Raw genomic sequence first — 16,444 nt, 5'->3', positions numbered from 1 at the left:
TAATCTTTAACGGCCGGGGAGCACCGCTGAGGTGTTCCGCGTTTTGCAATTTGGGATGTGCATGTCCGAGCATGGTGCCGGATGCGGCGATAGACGAGGAGGGTTACGATTCTTCGGCTTTTGATGCGTCTGTGGATTCCGCTGCTGGTGCTCGCGGTAATTGGCGTCGGCGGATTTACGGTGTCGCGGCTCCACGGTGTATTCGGTTCCGAGAACCGTCCGTCGTATGCCGACACGAATGTCAGTGACTCCAAATCGTTTGATCCCAAGAAGATGTCGTATGAGGTTTTTGGCTCACCGGGGAATGTCGCCGATATCAGCTATTTCGATGTCAATGGCGATCCGCTGTACATTCAAAAAATCCCGCTGCCGTGGTCGGTGAAATTCGAGATCGGCAAGACGACCGCCGTGGGAAGCATCATGGCGCAGGGAGATGGTGGCAGTATCGGCTGCCGCATCATCGTGGACGATGAGGTTAAGTCCGAGAAGGTGAGTACTCAGACCAATGCCTTTACCTCATGCCTGCTGAAGGCCGCATGAGCGAGGGCGGCGGCAAAGGCCAATCACACCGGCCGGTAATGGCGACCATTATCCGTAAGGGTGCGGTATTCATTATCTTGGGCTGGCTTGCGATCACTGTCGTGCTGACCGTCAAGGTGCCGCCGCTGGAGATCGTCGAAAGAGAACATTCAGTCTCCCTCAGCCCGCCGGATGCGCCCTCCGTCAAAGCGATGACGCAGATGGGGAAGGTCTTCCAGGAATCTAATTCCGAGAGTGTCGCGGTGATCGTGCTCGAGGGCGAGAACCCCCTCGGTGACGACGCGCACAAGTATTACGACGCCGTCGTCCGTCAATTGAAGGACGACCCGAAACATGTGCAGCACATCCAGGACTTTTGGGGTGACCCGCTAACCGCAGGTGCCGCCCAGAGTGCTGACGGAAAAGCCGCGTATGTGCAATTGAATCTCACCGGACGCTTCGGTCAGGCCGATGCGAACGAATCCGTGGAAGCCGTCCAGAAGATCGTCAAGAACACCCCGGGGCTGCCGCCAGGGGTCAAGACCTATGTCACGGGTCCCGCGGCTGTCGTCTCCGATATGTCGGAGAGCGGAAACCGGACGGTCGTCCTCATCACCCTGGTGAGTGTCGGCGTGATTTTCCTGATGCTGCTCCTGCTCTACCGGTCCTTCATCACGGTCATCATCTTGCTGTTCACCGTCGGCATCGAGCTGCAGGTCGCGCGAGGACTTGTCGCATTCCTCGGCATGCATGGGATCGTGGGTCTGACCACCTTCGTCGTCAACCTGCTGGTGTCTGTGGGTATTGCCGCAGGTACGGACTATGGAATCTTCTTCACCGGGCGGTACCAGGAGGCGCGTCAGGCAGGCGAGGATCGCGAGAGGGCCTACTACACCGCCTACAAGGGTGTGGCCAAGGTCGTCCTGGCATCCGGCCTGACCATCGCGGGTGCGATCGCCTGCCTGCACTTCACCCGCTTGCCTTACTTCAAGCCGCTGGGTATCCCGGGCGCGGTCGGCATCCTGGTGGCGGTGGCGGTGGCGCTCACCCTCGTACCGGCATGCATCGCCGCAGGTAGTCGCTTCGGGCTGTTCGATCCCAAGCGGCAGGTGACGACGCGCCGCTGGCGGCGGCTGGGCACCGCAATCGTGCGCTGGCCCGGACCGATTCTCGCCGGGACGGTGGCCATCTCGCTCATCGGGCTCTTGACGCTGCCGGGATACAACCCGAGCTACACCGACGCGAAGTACATTCCGCAGGACATCCCCGCGGTCCAGGGACTCGTCGCCGCTTCACGGCATTTCCCGGAATCGAAGATGTCTACGCCCGACATCCTGTTGGTCGAGGCCAATCACGATATGCGCAACTCGGCCGATCTCCTGGTGTTGAACAGGCTGGCCAAGGCGGTGTTCGCGGTACCCGGCATCGCCAACGTGCAGTCCATCACGCGTCCCGAGGGAACGCAGATCGAGCACTCGTCGGTGCCCTTCATGCTCAGCATGTCGAACGCGAGCCAGCGATTGAGTCTGCCGTTCCAGCGCGCGCGTATGGACGACATGCTCAAGCAGGCCGATGACATGGGAACGACGATCGCGCTGATGCAGCGCATGTTCGATCTGATGAAACAGATGGTGGCGACCACTCACCGGATGGTCAGTACCACGCACGATCTTCAGAAAGATATGTCCACACTGCGGGACCACATCGAAAATTTCGAAGACTTCTGGCGGCCGATCCGTAACTACTTCTACTGGGAGAAGCACTGCTTCGACATTCCCATCTGCTGGTCGATCAGGTCGATCTTCGATGCGCTCGATGGCGTCGACCAGGTGACCGACAAGATGCAGACTCTGGTGGGCGATCTTGACGAGCTGGACAGGCTGATGCCGCAGCTGCTCGAGCAGTTCCCCATCATGATCGACACCATGAAGAGCACCCGCGAATCGATGCTGACGATGCACAGCACGATGTCCGGCATCTTCGCCCAGATGGATGAATCCACCGAGAACTCGACGGCCATGGGTAAGGCCTTCGACGCGTCGAAGAACGATGACTCCTTCTACCTGCCGCCGGATGTTCTGAACAACAAGGACTTCAAGAGGATCATGAAGATCTTCATGTCGCCCGACGGCAAGTCCACGCGCATGCTCATATCTCAGCGCGGAGATCCCGCGACGCCCGAAGGTATTTCGCGGGTGGAGCCGATCAAGACCGCCGCGGAGGAAGCGCTCAAGGGAACCCCGCTGGAGCACGCCAAGCTCTCGCTGGCCGGCACGGCGGCAGGTGTCAGTGAGCTCGTCGACGGATCAAAATACGATCTGTTGATCGCGGGCGTTGCGGCGCTGTGCCTCATTTTCATCATCATGTTGTTGATGACGCGGAGCCTGGTCGCCGCCCTGGTGATCGTCGGAACCGTGGCGTTGTCACTGGGTGCGTCATTCGGTCTGTCCGTCCTTGTCTGGCAACACATTTGCGGCATACAGATCAACTGGGTGGTGTTGGCCATGTCGGTCATCGTGCTGCTCGCCGTGGGGTCCGACTACAACCTGCTGCTTGTCTCGCGTATGAAAGAGGAGTTGGGCGCCGGCCTCAATACGGGCATCATCCGAGCGATGGGCGGTACCGGCAAGGTGGTGACCGCCGCCGGATTGGTGTTCGCGGCCACGATGGGCTCCATGATCGTCAGTGATCTGCTTACGCTTGGGCAGGTCGGGACCACGATCGGTTTGGGCTTGCTGTTCGACACCCTGATTGTGCGAGCGTTCATGACGCCGGCCATCGCCGCGCTCCTGGGCCGGTGGTTCTGGTGGCCGCTGCAGGTGTCTCCCCGGCCGGTCGGTGCGGTGCACGGGTGGAAGGGACCGCGCCTCGTCCGATCCGTGCTGCAGAGGAACTGATGAGACCGGGGATGAGTGCTGAGACAAACTCAGCGCACTCGCGGCCGTTTATCGCGCGAACAATACGAAACCTGTCGCCTCTGATCATCCTGGGCTGGCTGGCGCTGATTCTGTATACGACGCTGGCGTCGGTCAATTGGGACTGGACCAAGGCGATCCCCGCGTTGGAAAACGTCGCGGAAGCGCGTTCGGTATCGCTGATGCCGCAGGATGCGCCGGCCGTCAAGGCCATCATGCGCATGGGCAAGGACTTCAACGAATCGAACTCGGACAGCTCCGCGATGATCGTGCTTGAGGGGAAGGAGCCGCTCGGCGAGGATGCGCATACGTACTACGCCGGACTGATCCGCGAGCTGCGTAACGATCCCAAACACGTTGAGCACGTGCAGGATCTGTGGGGCGATCGGCTGACGTCCTCGAGTGTGCAGAGTCCCGACGAAAAGGCCGCATACGTGCAGTTGAATCTCGTTGGTAATCAAGGCACCGCGGTGGGGGACGAGTCGGTTGCCGCGATCCGCGAGATCGTCAATCGGACGTTGCCCGCCGCTCCCACCGACGTCAAGGTCTATGTGGCCGGTGCGGCGCCGCTCGCCTCGGATATGCAGCATGCGGGCAACAAGTCGATTCTGAAGATCACCGCGGTCACCGTGGTCATCATCTTCACGTTGCTGTTGATCCTCTATCGCTCCGTTGTCACGGTGATCCTGCTGCTGATCATGGTCGGCGTCGAATTGGCCGCTGCCCGTGGCATTGTGGCATTCCTCGGGTACCACGACGTTTTCGTATTGTCGACGTTCGCCGTCAACATGCTGGTCTTCTTGAGCATCGCCGCCGGCACCGATTACGGGATCTTCTTCTTCGGCCGGTATCAAGAGGCGCGCCAGGCCGGTGAGGACCGGGAAACGGCCTACTACACCACATATCGCAGCGTGGCCCCCGTTGTCCTGGCCTCCGGGCTGACTATCGCCGGAGCCATTCTGTGTCTGCATTTCACGCGGCTGCCCTACTTCCAAACTATGGGCATTCCGTGTGCCATCGGCATGCTGGCGGCCGTCGCGGTCGCGGTCACGCTGGTTCCCGCGGGGATTGCGGTGGCCAGCCGATTCGGGTTGCTTGAACCCAAACGTAAGCTGCGGGTTCAGCGGTGGCGCGGGCTGGGTACGGCAGTCGTCCGCTGGCCCGCACCCATCCTGGTCGCCTCGTTGGCGGTGGCATTGGTGGGGCTGTCCACGTTGCCGGGGTACAAGACGAGCTACAACGATCGGCTGTACATCTCCGGCGATATCCCCGCCAATCAGGGATTCGCTGCCGCACAACGACATTTCTCCGAGTCGCGTCTGACGCCCGATGTGTTGTTGATCGAAACCGACCGGGATCTTCGAAACCCCGCCGACTTCCTGGTGTTGAACAAGGTCGCCAAGGCCATTTTCAAGGTGCGTGGGGTGTCGCGGGTGCAGGGGATTACCCGCCCCGAGGGAACCCCGATCGCCAACACATCGGTGCCCTTCTTGCTCAGTTTGCAAAGCGCCGGCCAGGTACAGGCGACTCGATTCCAGAAGAAGCGCATCGCCGACATGCAAAAGCAGGCCGACGATATGTCGAAGATGATCGCGACGATGCAGCACACGTACCTCGTGATGAAGCAGATGTCCGAGACCACACACCGAATGACGGGCCATACCCATGAGGTGCAGCAACTCACCGACGACTTACGGGGCAGCATTGCGCTGTTCGATGACTTTCTTAGGCCGATCCGCAACTATTTCTATTGGGAAAAGCACTGTTTCGACATCCCCATCTGCTTCTCGATCAGATCGATCTTCGATGCGATGGACGCAGTCGACGCGCTCGATGACGGGTTGTTAGTTCTCGTCAGGGACATGGATCAGCTGGACGCGATCATGCCGCAGCTGCTTGTCCAGTTCCCTCAGATGATCGAGGTCATGCAGAGCATGCGGACTTCGGTGCTCACCATGTACGCCACCATGTCCGGGCAGTTCGCTTCGATGGACGAATCCACCAATGACGTAATGGCCATGGGACAGGCATTCGATGCCTCCAAGAATGACGATTCGTTCTTCCTGCCCCCAGAAGTGTTCAAAAACCCCGACTTCCAGCGCGCGATGAGTTCGTTCCTGTCGCCGGACGGAAAGACGGTGCGGTTCATCATTTCTCATAATGGTGATCCGATGTCGCCGGAGGGCATTACCCGGATCGAGCAGATCCGTAACGCGGCAGAGGAGGCGCTCAAGGGAACGCCTCTGGTGGGCGGCAAGATCTACCTAGCCGGTGCCGCGTCAACCGCGAAGGACTGGAAGGACGGCTCGACCTACGACCTGCTGATCGCGGGCATCGCGGCGATCTGCCTGGTGTTCATCATCATGCTCGTCACCACCCGGAGCTTCATCGCGGCTCTGGTGATCGTCGGCACGGTGGCGCTCTCGCTGGGCGCGTCCTTTGGCATGTCGGTGCTGCTGTGGCAGTACATCCTTGGCATCAATCTGCACTGGATGGTGTTGGCGATGTCCGTGATCATCCTGTTGGCGGTGGGGTCCGACTACAACCTGCTGCTCGTCTCCCGGATGAAAGAGGAGCTGGGTGCGGGGCTGAACACGGGCATCATCCGCGCGATGGGCGGTACCGGAAAGGTCGTCACATCAGCCGGATTGGTGTTCGCGGCCACCATGGCTTCGATGGTCGTCAGCGATCTGCAGATCATCGGTCAGATCGGCACTACCATCGGGCTGGGCCTGTTGTTCGACACGCTGATCGTGCGCTCGTTCATGACTCCGTCGATCGCGGCGCTCCTGGGCCGGTGGTTCTGGTGGCCGCAGCGAGTACGGCCGCGACCGCCGAGTGCTCTGCTTGAGCCCGTTGGCGCCCGCCCGGCACCGTCCGTCCCGGCTCGACAGGACGATGACGATCCGACCACCGAGCTGCCGAAGTTCAACAACTAATCACGCTTTGGCTCAATCGCTTTGGTGTTGGATGCGGTGTTGCCAACGCAAAAGGCCGGGCGAGGGTTCACCTCGGCCCGGCCTTTGTGGGTAAAAGACTCAGTACTTGTGGCAGGTGCGCACCATCTGCTGGAAGACGGGTATGACGAACTCGATGCCCTGATTGCCCCTGACCTGGTTGATCATGGTCACGCGCTTGGCCTTTGGTGAACTGAGGAATTCCTGCATGAACTGCTGATTCGGGGGTGATTGGTCGAAATACTCCGCGGCCATCGGGTTCTCCGCGTGCAGCGCCGCGTTGGCCTGATCGTACGTACAGGTGCTGTTCACCATCTCGTCCGTAACAGGGTCCGCGGATGCGAGTCCGGCGCCCGCGCTCAACGCCAGCGTGGCACCGCCAACGGCCGCCACAATCTTCGTCAGTGACAGTTTGTTCATGTTCTCAATTGCCTCCCTCGTACCGACCACATCAACTTTACGTATTCAACGAAACCCAAGGCCCAGGGTGCACTCAGACCCATGACTATTTATACGTCCGGCAATCCATTCTGTTACCGCCGACCAGAACATCGGTCTATTTCCGCTGCAAGAGCTCAAGTAGGTAACTTCCGTATCCAGATTTGAGTAGCTGTTGGGCACGTGCAGCGAGCTGGTCGTCATTGATGAAACCCGCACGCCACGCAATTTCTTCCGGCACGCCAATCTTCAGGCCCTGGCGACGCTCGATGGTGCGTACGTAATCGCTCGCGTCCAGCAGTGAGTCGAACGTGCCCGTGTCCAGCCACGCGGTTCCACGCGGCAGCACCTCGACGGAAAGACGTCCCTGATCCAGATAGGTCTGATTGACCTCGGTGATCTCGTACTCGCCCCGAGCAGACTTCTGCAGCGAGCGCGCGATCTCGATGACATCGTTGTCGTAGAAGTACAGGCCGGGCACCGCATAGTGGGATTTCGGATTCGCGGGCTTTTCTTCCAGGGACAACGGGACGCCGGCGGCATCGAACTCCACGACACCGTACGCCGACGGGTTAGCCACCCAGTACGCGAAAATCGCTCCACCGCTGATGTTCTCGAACCTGCGCAGACTGGTGCCCAGGCCGGGCCCGTAGAAGACGTTGTCACCCAGTGCCAGCATCGCAGTGTCGGTGCCGATGTGCTCGGCACCGATGACGAACGCCTGCGCCAGCCCCTCCGGTTTGGGCTGGACCGCATAGGTCAAGCTAATGCCGAATGTCGAGCCGTCCCCGAGAAGTCGCTCGAATGCCGGGGCATCAAAAGGCGTGGTGATCACCAGAATGTCGCGGACTCCGGCCATGATCAGGGTGGATAACGGGTAATAGATCAGCGGTTTGTCATACACCGGCAGCAACTGCTTGCTGACACCCGTCGTTATCGGATGCAGGCGAGTGCCCGACCCGCCCGCGAGAATGATGCCGCGCATGTGTGCTCCTACTCGACGACAATCCGAGTTCGGTTGCGGCGGCGACATTTTCTACGCTGTCGCGGCGCAACCCACACGCCACCCTATCGCGTATGAAGACGGAATGCCGACGGAATCAATCGCGGGGAGGGGGTGTGCGAGTGGCGTTCGGCGACCTCTGAGTCACGACAAAGTCTGTCACGATCGATCCGGCACGGCCGCAGCCGCATACGGATATCGTGAGACCTGCGCAATACGGGCAGGCTCGTATTGCATTGCCGCTTCATCCGGGATAGCGATTTTACGTGTGGCAATCCATGGAACGGAATTCTTTCGGCTGTAGCTGCATTGGCGTTTTGGAATTTGGAGACACATGTGTGCCCATCATCTTGAGGCTATCCGTGACGCACAAGATCGGTAATAATGACCGGCAGCACTGACGGCCATTCTGCGAGTACGTAAACATATCGGGGAGGTCGATACCGTCATGAAATTTGCCATGGCAAGCTATGGCACGCGCGGCGATATCGAACCTGCCGTTGCTGTCGGACGGGAACTGCAGCGCAGGGGACACGAAGTGCGCATGGCGGTTCCGCCTGACTTGATCGGCTTCGCAGAGTCGGTCGGACTCTCGGCGGTGTCCTACGGCGTTCAGGTGGGGCCGCAGCTCGATGAATACCGCGACTTGTGGATGTCGTGGACTCGTCATTTTTGGAGGGTCCAGGATCTGGTCGCGTTGTGTCAGCAGGCCCTGAAACTGGTCACCGAACAGTGGTCGGAAATGAGTAAGGCTCTTGTGTCGGTGGCAGATGGATCGGATCTTCTGTCAACCAGCGTGGGTTATGAGGAACCGGCCGCCAATGTTGCCGAGTTCTATGGGATCCCGTTGGTTGCCCTGCACACCATGCCGTGGCGCCCCAACGGTCAGCTCTTTCCGCTCCTGCCTCCGCCGTTGACACGCACAGCGATGACCGCCTATGACTGGCTGACCTGGCGCGTGACCAAGAAGGCAGAGGATGCGCAACGGCGTGAGCTCGGCTTGCCCAAGGCGGGGAGCCCTTCGCCGCGGCGGATCGGCCAGCGCGGGTCGCTGGAAATCCAGGCTTACGACAGTATTTGCTTTCGCGGACTGGCGGAGGAATGGGCGAAGTATGGCGGACGAAGGCCGTTTGTGGGTGCGCTCACCATGGAGTTGACGACGGCGGCCGATGACGAGGTCATGTCATGGATCGCCGCGGGGCCACCGCCTATCTGTTTCGCCTCGGGGAGCATCCCGGTTGAATCTCCGGCAGAGACAGTGGAGATGATCAGTTCAGCATGCGCGGAATTGGGGGAGCGCGCATTGGTGTGTGCCGGCGCGACTGACTTCAGCGACGTTCACACCGCCCCGCACGTCAAGGTGGTCGGAGTGGTGAATTATGCGGCGGTCTTTCCGGTGAGCCGGGCGATCGTTCACCACGGCGGTTCGGGCACGACGGCGGCGAGCCTGCGCGCCGGAGTGCCTACCTTGATCCTCTGGACTGTTGGTGATCAGCCATTTTGGGGAAATCAGCTCAAGCGCATGAAAGTGGGTACCTCCCGGCGCTTTTCGACGACGACTCGCGAGACGCTGGTCGCGGACCTGCGTGAGATCCTCAGCCCGGAATGTGCGGTCCGGGCTCGGGCGATCGCTCCCCACATGTCCAAGCCGTACGAGAGCGTCAACAAGGCGGCCGACCTGTTGGAGGAGAGGGCCGCCCGTGCTTAGGTCAGGCGTTACCGTGCGGCGGCCCATGCCGGAAGAACCCCGTGTGATGACACATGGACCATCGATATCATTGACCCGGAACGCATTACCGATGCGTGCGGGTCAGCGAGCTGCTCTGTAAAGAACGGGAGGCGTCGGCTTTGTCGAAATCTGTACTCATTTCTGGTGGAGCGGGATTTATCGGATCCGCGCTGTCCAACCGTCTGGTTCAAGCGGGATACGACGTCGCGGTGATGGACGTCCTACACCCGCAGGTACACGCGAGAGGCCGAGAGATCGACCTCCCACCGTCGGTGCGGCTCTTCACCGGAGACGTCACCCATGCCCCTGACTGGGATGCCGTACTTCGGTTGTTCGAACCCTCGCAGGTTGTTCATTTGGCTGCGGAGACGGGTACAGCGCAGTCGCTTTCGGAAGCGACGCGCCACGGTTCGGTCAATGTGGTGGGCACAACCCAACTCCTTGACGCCCTGAGTCGTGCGGCACTTGTGCCGGATCAGCTGGTGCTTGCATCGTCGCGTGCGGTGTATGGCGAAGGTGCGTGGCAGTCCGGTGCGGATGTCTTCTATCCGCGCCCGCGCAGTCATGCACAACTACTTGCCGGCCAGTGGGATCCGAAAGGACCTACGGGGGAGGCGTCGGAGCCGCTTCCCAGCTGCGCCGGCCGGACAGAGCCCCGCCCCACGAACATCTACGCAGGCACCAAACTGGCCCAGGAACATCTGTTGGCGTCCTGGGCGGCCGCGCGCGACACCAACCTCAGCGTCTTGCGACTACAGAACGTGTACGGGCCCGGCCAGTCACTCACCAACTCTTACACCGGAATCGTCACCCTCTTCGCGCGTCTGGCACGCGAGAAGCAGTCGCTGGAGGTTTACGAGGACGGGCGGATAGTCCGCGACTTTGTTTTCATCGACGACGTTGTCGACGCACTCTTCGCCGCGGTGCACGCGCCCGCAGTCGAGCGACGCACCCTTGATATCGGTTCTGGCACCGCGACAACCATTGACGAGTTGGCGCGTAAGGTCGCCGGCATCTGTGCCGCGCCCGAGCCCACTGTTGTCGGGAAGTTCCGGGACGGCGATGTGCGCGCCGCGAGTTGCGATATCGAGCCGGCAATCGAACAGCTCGCGTGGAGTCCGAAGTGGGCGCTTGAGGACGGCCTGCATGCACTTCTCGAATGGATCGACAAGGGCTGCCCGAATCGTTTTTGAGCACATCGCGCCGCGACGGAGATTTGGCGGCGAGAAGGCCCGGCATGATTGTGAATCATCAGTTGTGACAATGTTTTCCAACTACATGTGGAAACACCGGAAAGCCTGATCTCGAACTGATATGACGATACGATGGCGCTTCCGGCGAAGAGTGGTGGAGGCGCATGAAGCTCGGTTCTGTATTCGATTCGCGAAACAACGCGCTGAACGCCTGTCGGCTCGCTTTGGCGACCGAGGTCATTCTTTTCCACTCGTTCCCACTCACCGGGCATGTCGTGGAATCGAAGGCAGTACTTCAACTGCTGTTCTCGGTGGGAGTTGACGGATTCTTTGCCCTTTCCGGGTTTCTGATCACGGCGAGTTGGCTCCGTAATCCCAGCACGCGCGACTACTTCCTCGCTCGAGCCCTTCGCATTTTGCCGGGGTACTACGTCGTGCTGGCGGTGACGGCCTTTGTCATCGCTCCGCTCAGTGTTGCGATCCAGGGTGGCTCGGCCGCCAGGCTGCTGTTCTCCAGCGCACCGATCGAATACATGCTGAAAAACAGCGCACTGGTGCAGCTTCAGTTCGATGTGGGTGGGACGCCGCGCGATATCCCATACCCCGGAATCTGGAACGCCTCCCTGTGGTCACTCGTATTTGAGGTGATGTGCTACATCGCCGTCGCGGGGCTCGGGCTACTCGGCCTTGCGAGTCGCCGGTGGACAGCGCCGGTGATACTGGTACTGGCAACGATTGCGGCAATTCTCCTGCCGCCGCTGACCTTCCCCGGGTTATGGACCATCCCGCAGCTCGCCGTGCGCAGCGCCATCATGTTCTCTGCTGGTGCGCTGCTGTATCAGTGGCGAGACGTGATACCAGCCCGATGGTCGCTTGTGGTGGCGAGCGCCGGGATTGTGCTGGCCTCGGGCATGCTGCCCGACTACCGCGTGATCGGCGCTCTTCCGCTCGCGTATGCCGTCGTTGTTTCGGGGGTGCTGATCAAGAACAAGCGCATGAACATACAGACGGACCTGTCGTACGGCGTCTACATCTACGCGTCGCCGACACAGCAGTTTTTGGCTGTCGCGGGTTTAGCCAGCCTGAACCCCTTCGTTTTCTTTGTTGTCTCGGCGGGTGCGACGCTGGTGCCCGCCGCATTCAGTTGGTTCCTGGTTGAGAAGCGCGCACTGGCGCTCAAATCGCGCCTCAGACGCAAGAAAATCGACCCGACGGCGACCCCGGCGGAGTCAGATAGTCGGGGACTGCGAGAACGGGCTCTGTCCCCGCGCGAGGACAGTTAGCGCACCGGTGTCGCCATGAAGAGTCGGTAGGCTGAGTTGCATGGCATTTCGGGATTCTGAGAATGGGCGATGTTCTTCGAACATCAAAGGACAGCAAAGGATCTCGTGATTATGCCGCTCTTCCGTCTGGCACTGCAGACCAAACCGCCGTTCATTGCGCGACGTTATCCGTACGCGGGCCGTCGCCGGATGCTCGACGCGCTGGGCCCGGACCTGGCCAGGACGGTCTCGATGCGGGCCGATCATTCAGCGCCCGCCGATACCCCTATCGGGGGGATATTCGAGAACACCGACAATGTGCACAAGCTGCGTCATTACCTGCCCATCTATCAGAACGCTCTGACGCGGACCGAGCGAATGCTCGAGATCGGGGTGGATCGGGGCGGATCTCTGCACATGTGGCGCGCGCACCTGCCGCAAGCCACGATCGTGGGCCTCGACATCAACCCCGAGGCTGCGCAACACGACGACCCCGGGCGCGATATCCATGTGCGGATCGGTGATCAGACCGATTCACACTTTCTCGGGACCGTGGTCGAGGAGTTCGGACCGTTCGACACCGTTCTCGATGACGGCGGTCATACTCCTCGACAGATGATCGGGTCGTTCAGGTATCTGTTTCCGCGTCTGCGGCCCGGCGGGGTCTACATCGTCGAGGACGTCTGCGCCAACTACTGGACGATTTATCGCGATCAGCGTGAATCTTTCATCGACTTCACCAAATGGCTGATGGATGCGATGCACGCTCATTATATGGAGATGAGGTCGGTCTACCAGATCATGGAGGACCATCCCAAGCGGCTTCAGGAAGTCCAGGTGCCGTTCGCGGCCACCATCATCGACCGGATCGAGGTTTTCGACTCCGTGGTGGTGATTCATCGGGCAGCAGAGCCCAAGCGGCTGCCCCGTGCCGTGTTCCGATGACGCCGAATACTAAATGAAGGGCCAGGGGATCTGCGCCGGGAGCGAGTGCCAGATATTTGGTGACATTCGTGCATAAGAATTCTTGACAGATTCCACTGAAAATGCAGCGCCTACAAGGGGAGTGGCCCGGTCCGAAACGTGTCGACGGTGTCGTTCAGACGGCTATTGTTAGCGCTGGGACGGGACACCAGCATTTCGAGATAGGGGCAGTTCTTGACCGTGACCGATTACGACACTCGATCCGCTTATCTGGACCTTCTTCGGAAGGACCTCACCAGATACGGAGTTGACGAACTTGTGCCAGTGGGTTGGAACTGGCTGCACCGCCCCTTTTTCAAATTTGGCGACTACGTGCTCGTGCGCAAGCGTCCGTTCGATGCGCACAAACGTGACTTGGGTCTGGATTGGCCGGCGGATGCGTTGACGATGATCGGGATGCAGCGACTCACCAGTCTGCAGCAGTGCGTTGAGACGGCGCTTGCTGATCACGTGCCCGGCGACCTGGTCGAATGCGGAGTATGGCGCGGTGGTGCATCCATCCTCATGCGAGGAGTTCTCGCCGCGTATGGGGATACGACGCGCAGTGTCTGGCTCTGCGATTCGTTCGAGGGGGTGCCTCCTCCGGATACCGCGCATTACAAGGCGGACAAGGGAGACAGGCTGCACCTCGCGGCACCCATCCTGGCAGTGACCGAAAAGAATGTCAGGGCTAATTTCCAGCGCTATGGTTTGTTGGACAACCAGGTCCGTTTTGTTCCCGGCTGGTTCAAAGACACGCTGCATGATGCCCCGATAGAACGAATCGCCGTGTTGCGGCTTGATGGCGACCTCTATGAATCCACAATCCAGGCGCTCGACGGGCTTTATGCGCGTTTGTCTCCCGGAGGTTTTTGCATCGTCGACGATTACCACGCACTTGACTCGTGCAAACAGGCCGTCACGGATTACCGCACGAAGCATGGGATAACCGCGGAGATCGTGGAAATTGACGGGACTGGCGTGTTTTGGCGCAAGGAATGAGGGCGGCCCGACTCCACTGAACCGCGATACCCGAAAGGCGTTAGAGGCGATGAAGTTTGTGCTGGCGAGCTACGGAACCCGGGGTGATATTGAGCCCTCCGTCGTCGTGGCCCGTGAGTTGCAGCGCAGGGGACACGACGTGGTCATGGCCGTGCCGCCCGACCTGATGAGCTTTACGGAGTCGGCAGGGCTGGAGACGGTTTCCTACGGGTTGGACACCAAGACCTGGCTGGACGTGTATCGCAATTTCTGGACGTTCTTCTTCCACACCTTCTGGAAGGTGCGGGAGATCCGGAGGATGTGGCGTCAGATGTGGGAGCTCAGCGATGAGTGCTGGGCGCAGATGAACACCACGCTGATGTCCGCGGCCGAGGGTGCCGATGTGTTGTTCGCAGGGCAGAGCTATCAGGAGCCGGCCGCGAATGTTGCTGAATACCATGATATTCCGTTGGTCACGCTGCATCACATCCCGATGCGGCCCAATGGTCAGCTCGTCACCATCCTGCCGTCCCGATTGGGGCGCACGGCCATGACGGCCTTCGATTGGCTGGCGTGGCGCCTGAACAAGAAGGTGGAGGACGCGCAGCGGCGTGAACTCCGCCTGCCGAAGGCGTCCGGACCGTCGCCACAGCGGATCGCGAAGCGCGGATCGCTGGAGATCCAGGGTTATGACGAGGTCTGCTTTCCCGGGCTGGCGGCGGAGTGGAAGGAATGGAACGTTTTGCGGCCGTTTGTCGGCTCGCTGACGATGGCCTTGACCGCCGAGGCTGATGAGGATGTCGCGTCGTGGATCGCGTCGGGAACGCCGCCGATCTTTTTCGGCTTCGGCAGCATGCCAGTCGAATCTCCTACTGCCGCACTCGAAATGATCGGCTCGGCGTGTGCGGAGCTGGGTGAGCGGGCCTTGGTGGGCGCCGGATGGACCGATTTTAGCGATGCGGAACTTCCCGACCACGTCAAGGTTGTGGGAGCGGTTAACTACGCGACGGTCTTTCCGGCCTGCCGGGCGGTCGTGCATCACGGAGGCTCGGGCACCACCGCGGCAAGTCTGCGTGCTGGGGTTCCTACGTTGATCTTGTCAATGGATGCCAATCAAACGCTTTGGGGTGGCCAGGTCAAGAAGTTGAAAGTGGGTACCACCCGGCGCTTTTCGACCACTACTCGCGGGACTTTGGTTGCGGACCTGCGGAGGATTCTTGCTCCGGACTACGTCGACCGGGCTCGTGAGCTCGCGGACGGAATGACCAAGCCCGGTGAAAGTGCCGTGGCCGCGGCCGATGCCATGGAGCAGTTCGCACGCGCGCGGTGTTCCGCGTGAGCGGGAGCGACGGCGCGCGGCCGGCCAGGGGTTCTACGCTCGGCCAGGTGTTCGACCCGCGAAACAATGCGTTGAACGCGTGGCGGTTGATCCTGGCGGTAAGTGTCATCTTCTGGCATTCCTGGCCGCTCACCGGTCGAACGATCAGCTACCGGCCTTTTGAGCAACTCATCGAGCAGGTCGGCGTCGACGGCTTTTTCGCGGTATCGGGGTTCCTCATCACCGCGAGCTGGCTGCGCAAGCCGAAGCTTCGAGACTTCGCCATTGCCCGCGGCCTCCGCATTTTCCCGGGCCTATGGGTCTGTCTCCTGATCATCGCGTTCGTGATCGCCCCCATCAGCGTTCTCATCCAGGGTGGCTCGGTCTCGGATTTGTTCTCCTCACACAAGCCGATCGAGTACGTCCTCAACAATGGTCTGCTGAACGTCTACTACGCCGGTGTCGACGGCACGCCGCGAGGTGTCCCGTGGCCGGGGGTGTGGAACGGATCGATCTGGACGCTTGTCTTCGAGATGATCTGTTACATCGCGGTGGCGGTGCTGGGTGTGGCGGGGTTGCTCAAGCGGCGGTGGGTTGTTCCGGCGGCGTTCGTTTTTTCCTCTGTGCGACGGCATATCTGTCGTATCCGGTCTTCGCCGCGACGTCCATCGCGCAGATGGTGGCCCGATTCGCCGTGATGTTCGCGGCCGGGGCACTGCTGAATCAGTACAAGGACGTCATCCCTGCGCGGTGGTCGCTGGTCGCGCTCAGCGTCGGCATCGTGCTGGCATCAGGACTGCTTGAAAACTATCGGGATATCGCGGCGCTGCCCTTGGCCTATGCGGTCATCGTGTCGGGTTCGCTCATTCACAATCCACGATTGAATCTACGAAACGACCTGTCGTACGGCACGTATATCTACGCCTATCCCATACAGCAGCTCTTGGTGGTCATGGGGCTGGGTAGCCTGAATCTCTTGCTGTTCTTCGCTATTGCGACCGCAGCCACCGTGCCGCTAGCCGCCTTCAGCTGGTTCGTGGTGGAAAAACACGCTATCTCCCTGAAGTCTCGGCTGACCCGGAAGAAGTCCACCGCGGTAGAGGATTCACCACCGATACCTGTTGATCGCGATGCGGTGTGATGGTCAGAACTGCCATCGATCAGCT

At 60.5% G+C, this 16,444-nt stretch carries 11 protein-coding genes and 1 pseudogene; 10 read left to right on the top strand and 2 right to left on the bottom strand.

Going from position 1 to position 16,444, the window contains the following annotated elements; genetic code table 11:
• Positions 1–123 precede the first annotated feature (123 nt).
• From B4400_RS04485 to B4400_RS04475, 3 genes are read left to right on the top strand one after another with little or no spacing between them, the layout of a single operon-like run.
• On the top strand, positions 124–540 hold the full coding sequence (locus B4400_RS04485) for an MmpS family transport accessory protein (RefSeq protein WP_139359981.1): 417 nt from the start codon (positions 124–126) through the stop codon (positions 538–540).
• Positions 519–3,416, top strand: a complete 2,898-nt coding sequence (locus B4400_RS04480) for an MMPL/RND family transporter (RefSeq protein ID WP_502688375.1) — start codon at positions 519–521, stop codon at positions 3,414–3,416. The genes B4400_RS04485 and B4400_RS04480 overlap by 22 nt, the downstream gene beginning before the upstream one ends.
• An 11-nt stretch (positions 3,417–3,427) precedes the next feature.
• Positions 3,428–6,373, top strand: coding sequence for an MMPL/RND family transporter (locus B4400_RS04475; RefSeq protein WP_176112806.1), 2,946 nt, complete (start codon positions 3,428–3,430; stop codon positions 6,371–6,373).
• Between the two features lie 99 nt (positions 6,374–6,472).
• Here B4400_RS04475 and B4400_RS04470 read toward each other — a convergent pair whose 3' ends face one another.
• Complete coding sequence (locus B4400_RS04470) at positions 6,473–6,811, bottom strand: hemophore-related protein (protein WP_078307990.1); 339 nt, start codon at positions 6,809–6,811, stop codon at positions 6,473–6,475.
• A 136-nt stretch (positions 6,812–6,947) separates the two neighbouring features.
• A complete protein-coding gene (rfbA, locus tag B4400_RS04465; RefSeq protein ID WP_078290300.1) occupies positions 6,948–7,814 on the bottom strand; it encodes a glucose-1-phosphate thymidylyltransferase RfbA in 867 nt (288 codons plus the stop codon).
• A gap of 466 nt (positions 7,815–8,280) precedes the next feature.
• Between rfbA and B4400_RS04460 the strand changes: the two genes are divergently transcribed.
• The 7 genes and pseudogenes from B4400_RS04460 (at position 8,281) to B4400_RS04430 (ending at position 16,419) form a co-directional block, all read left to right on the top strand.
• Positions 8,281–9,540, top strand: a complete 1,260-nt coding sequence (locus B4400_RS04460; protein ID WP_078307993.1) for a glycosyltransferase — start codon at positions 8,281–8,283, stop codon at positions 9,538–9,540.
• 140 nt (positions 9,541–9,680) lie between these two features.
• A complete protein-coding gene (locus B4400_RS04455; protein ID WP_078308517.1) occupies positions 9,681–10,754 on the top strand; it encodes an NAD-dependent epimerase/dehydratase family protein in 1,074 nt (357 codons plus the stop codon).
• Positions 10,755–10,918: 164 nt separating this feature from the next.
• Positions 10,919–12,037 carry an acyltransferase family protein gene (locus tag B4400_RS04450; RefSeq protein ID WP_078307995.1) on the top strand — a complete coding sequence of 373 codons (1,119 nt, stop codon included), beginning with the start codon at positions 10,919–10,921 and terminating at the stop codon, positions 12,035–12,037.
• Between the two features lie 189 nt (positions 12,038–12,226).
• Positions 12,227–12,961 (top strand): class I SAM-dependent methyltransferase, encoded by a 735-nt coding sequence (locus tag B4400_RS04445; protein ID WP_078308518.1) that lies wholly within the window; start codon positions 12,227–12,229, stop codon positions 12,959–12,961.
• A gap of 219 nt (positions 12,962–13,180) precedes the next feature.
• Positions 13,181–13,981: a TylF/MycF/NovP-related O-methyltransferase gene (locus B4400_RS04440; RefSeq protein ID WP_078307997.1), complete on the top strand. Its 801-nt coding sequence runs from the start codon at positions 13,181–13,183 to the stop codon at positions 13,979–13,981.
• A 49-nt stretch (positions 13,982–14,030) separates the two neighbouring features.
• Positions 14,031–15,299 (top strand): glycosyltransferase, encoded by a 1,269-nt coding sequence (locus B4400_RS04435; protein WP_078307999.1) that lies wholly within the window; start codon positions 14,031–14,033, stop codon positions 15,297–15,299.
• Positions 15,296–16,419: pseudogene (locus B4400_RS04430) on the top strand (acyltransferase family protein). The gene B4400_RS04435 and the pseudogene B4400_RS04430 overlap by 4 nt, the downstream one beginning before the upstream one ends.
• Positions 16,420–16,444 lie beyond the last annotated feature (25 nt).

Source organism: Mycobacterium sp. D16Q13 (assembly GCF_002013375.1).
Classification (GTDB): domain Bacteria; phylum Actinomycetota; class Actinomycetes; order Mycobacteriales; family Mycobacteriaceae; genus Mycobacterium.
Note: the sequence above shows the minus strand (reverse complement) of the source record. Positions and strands in the feature narration are given on the sequence as shown.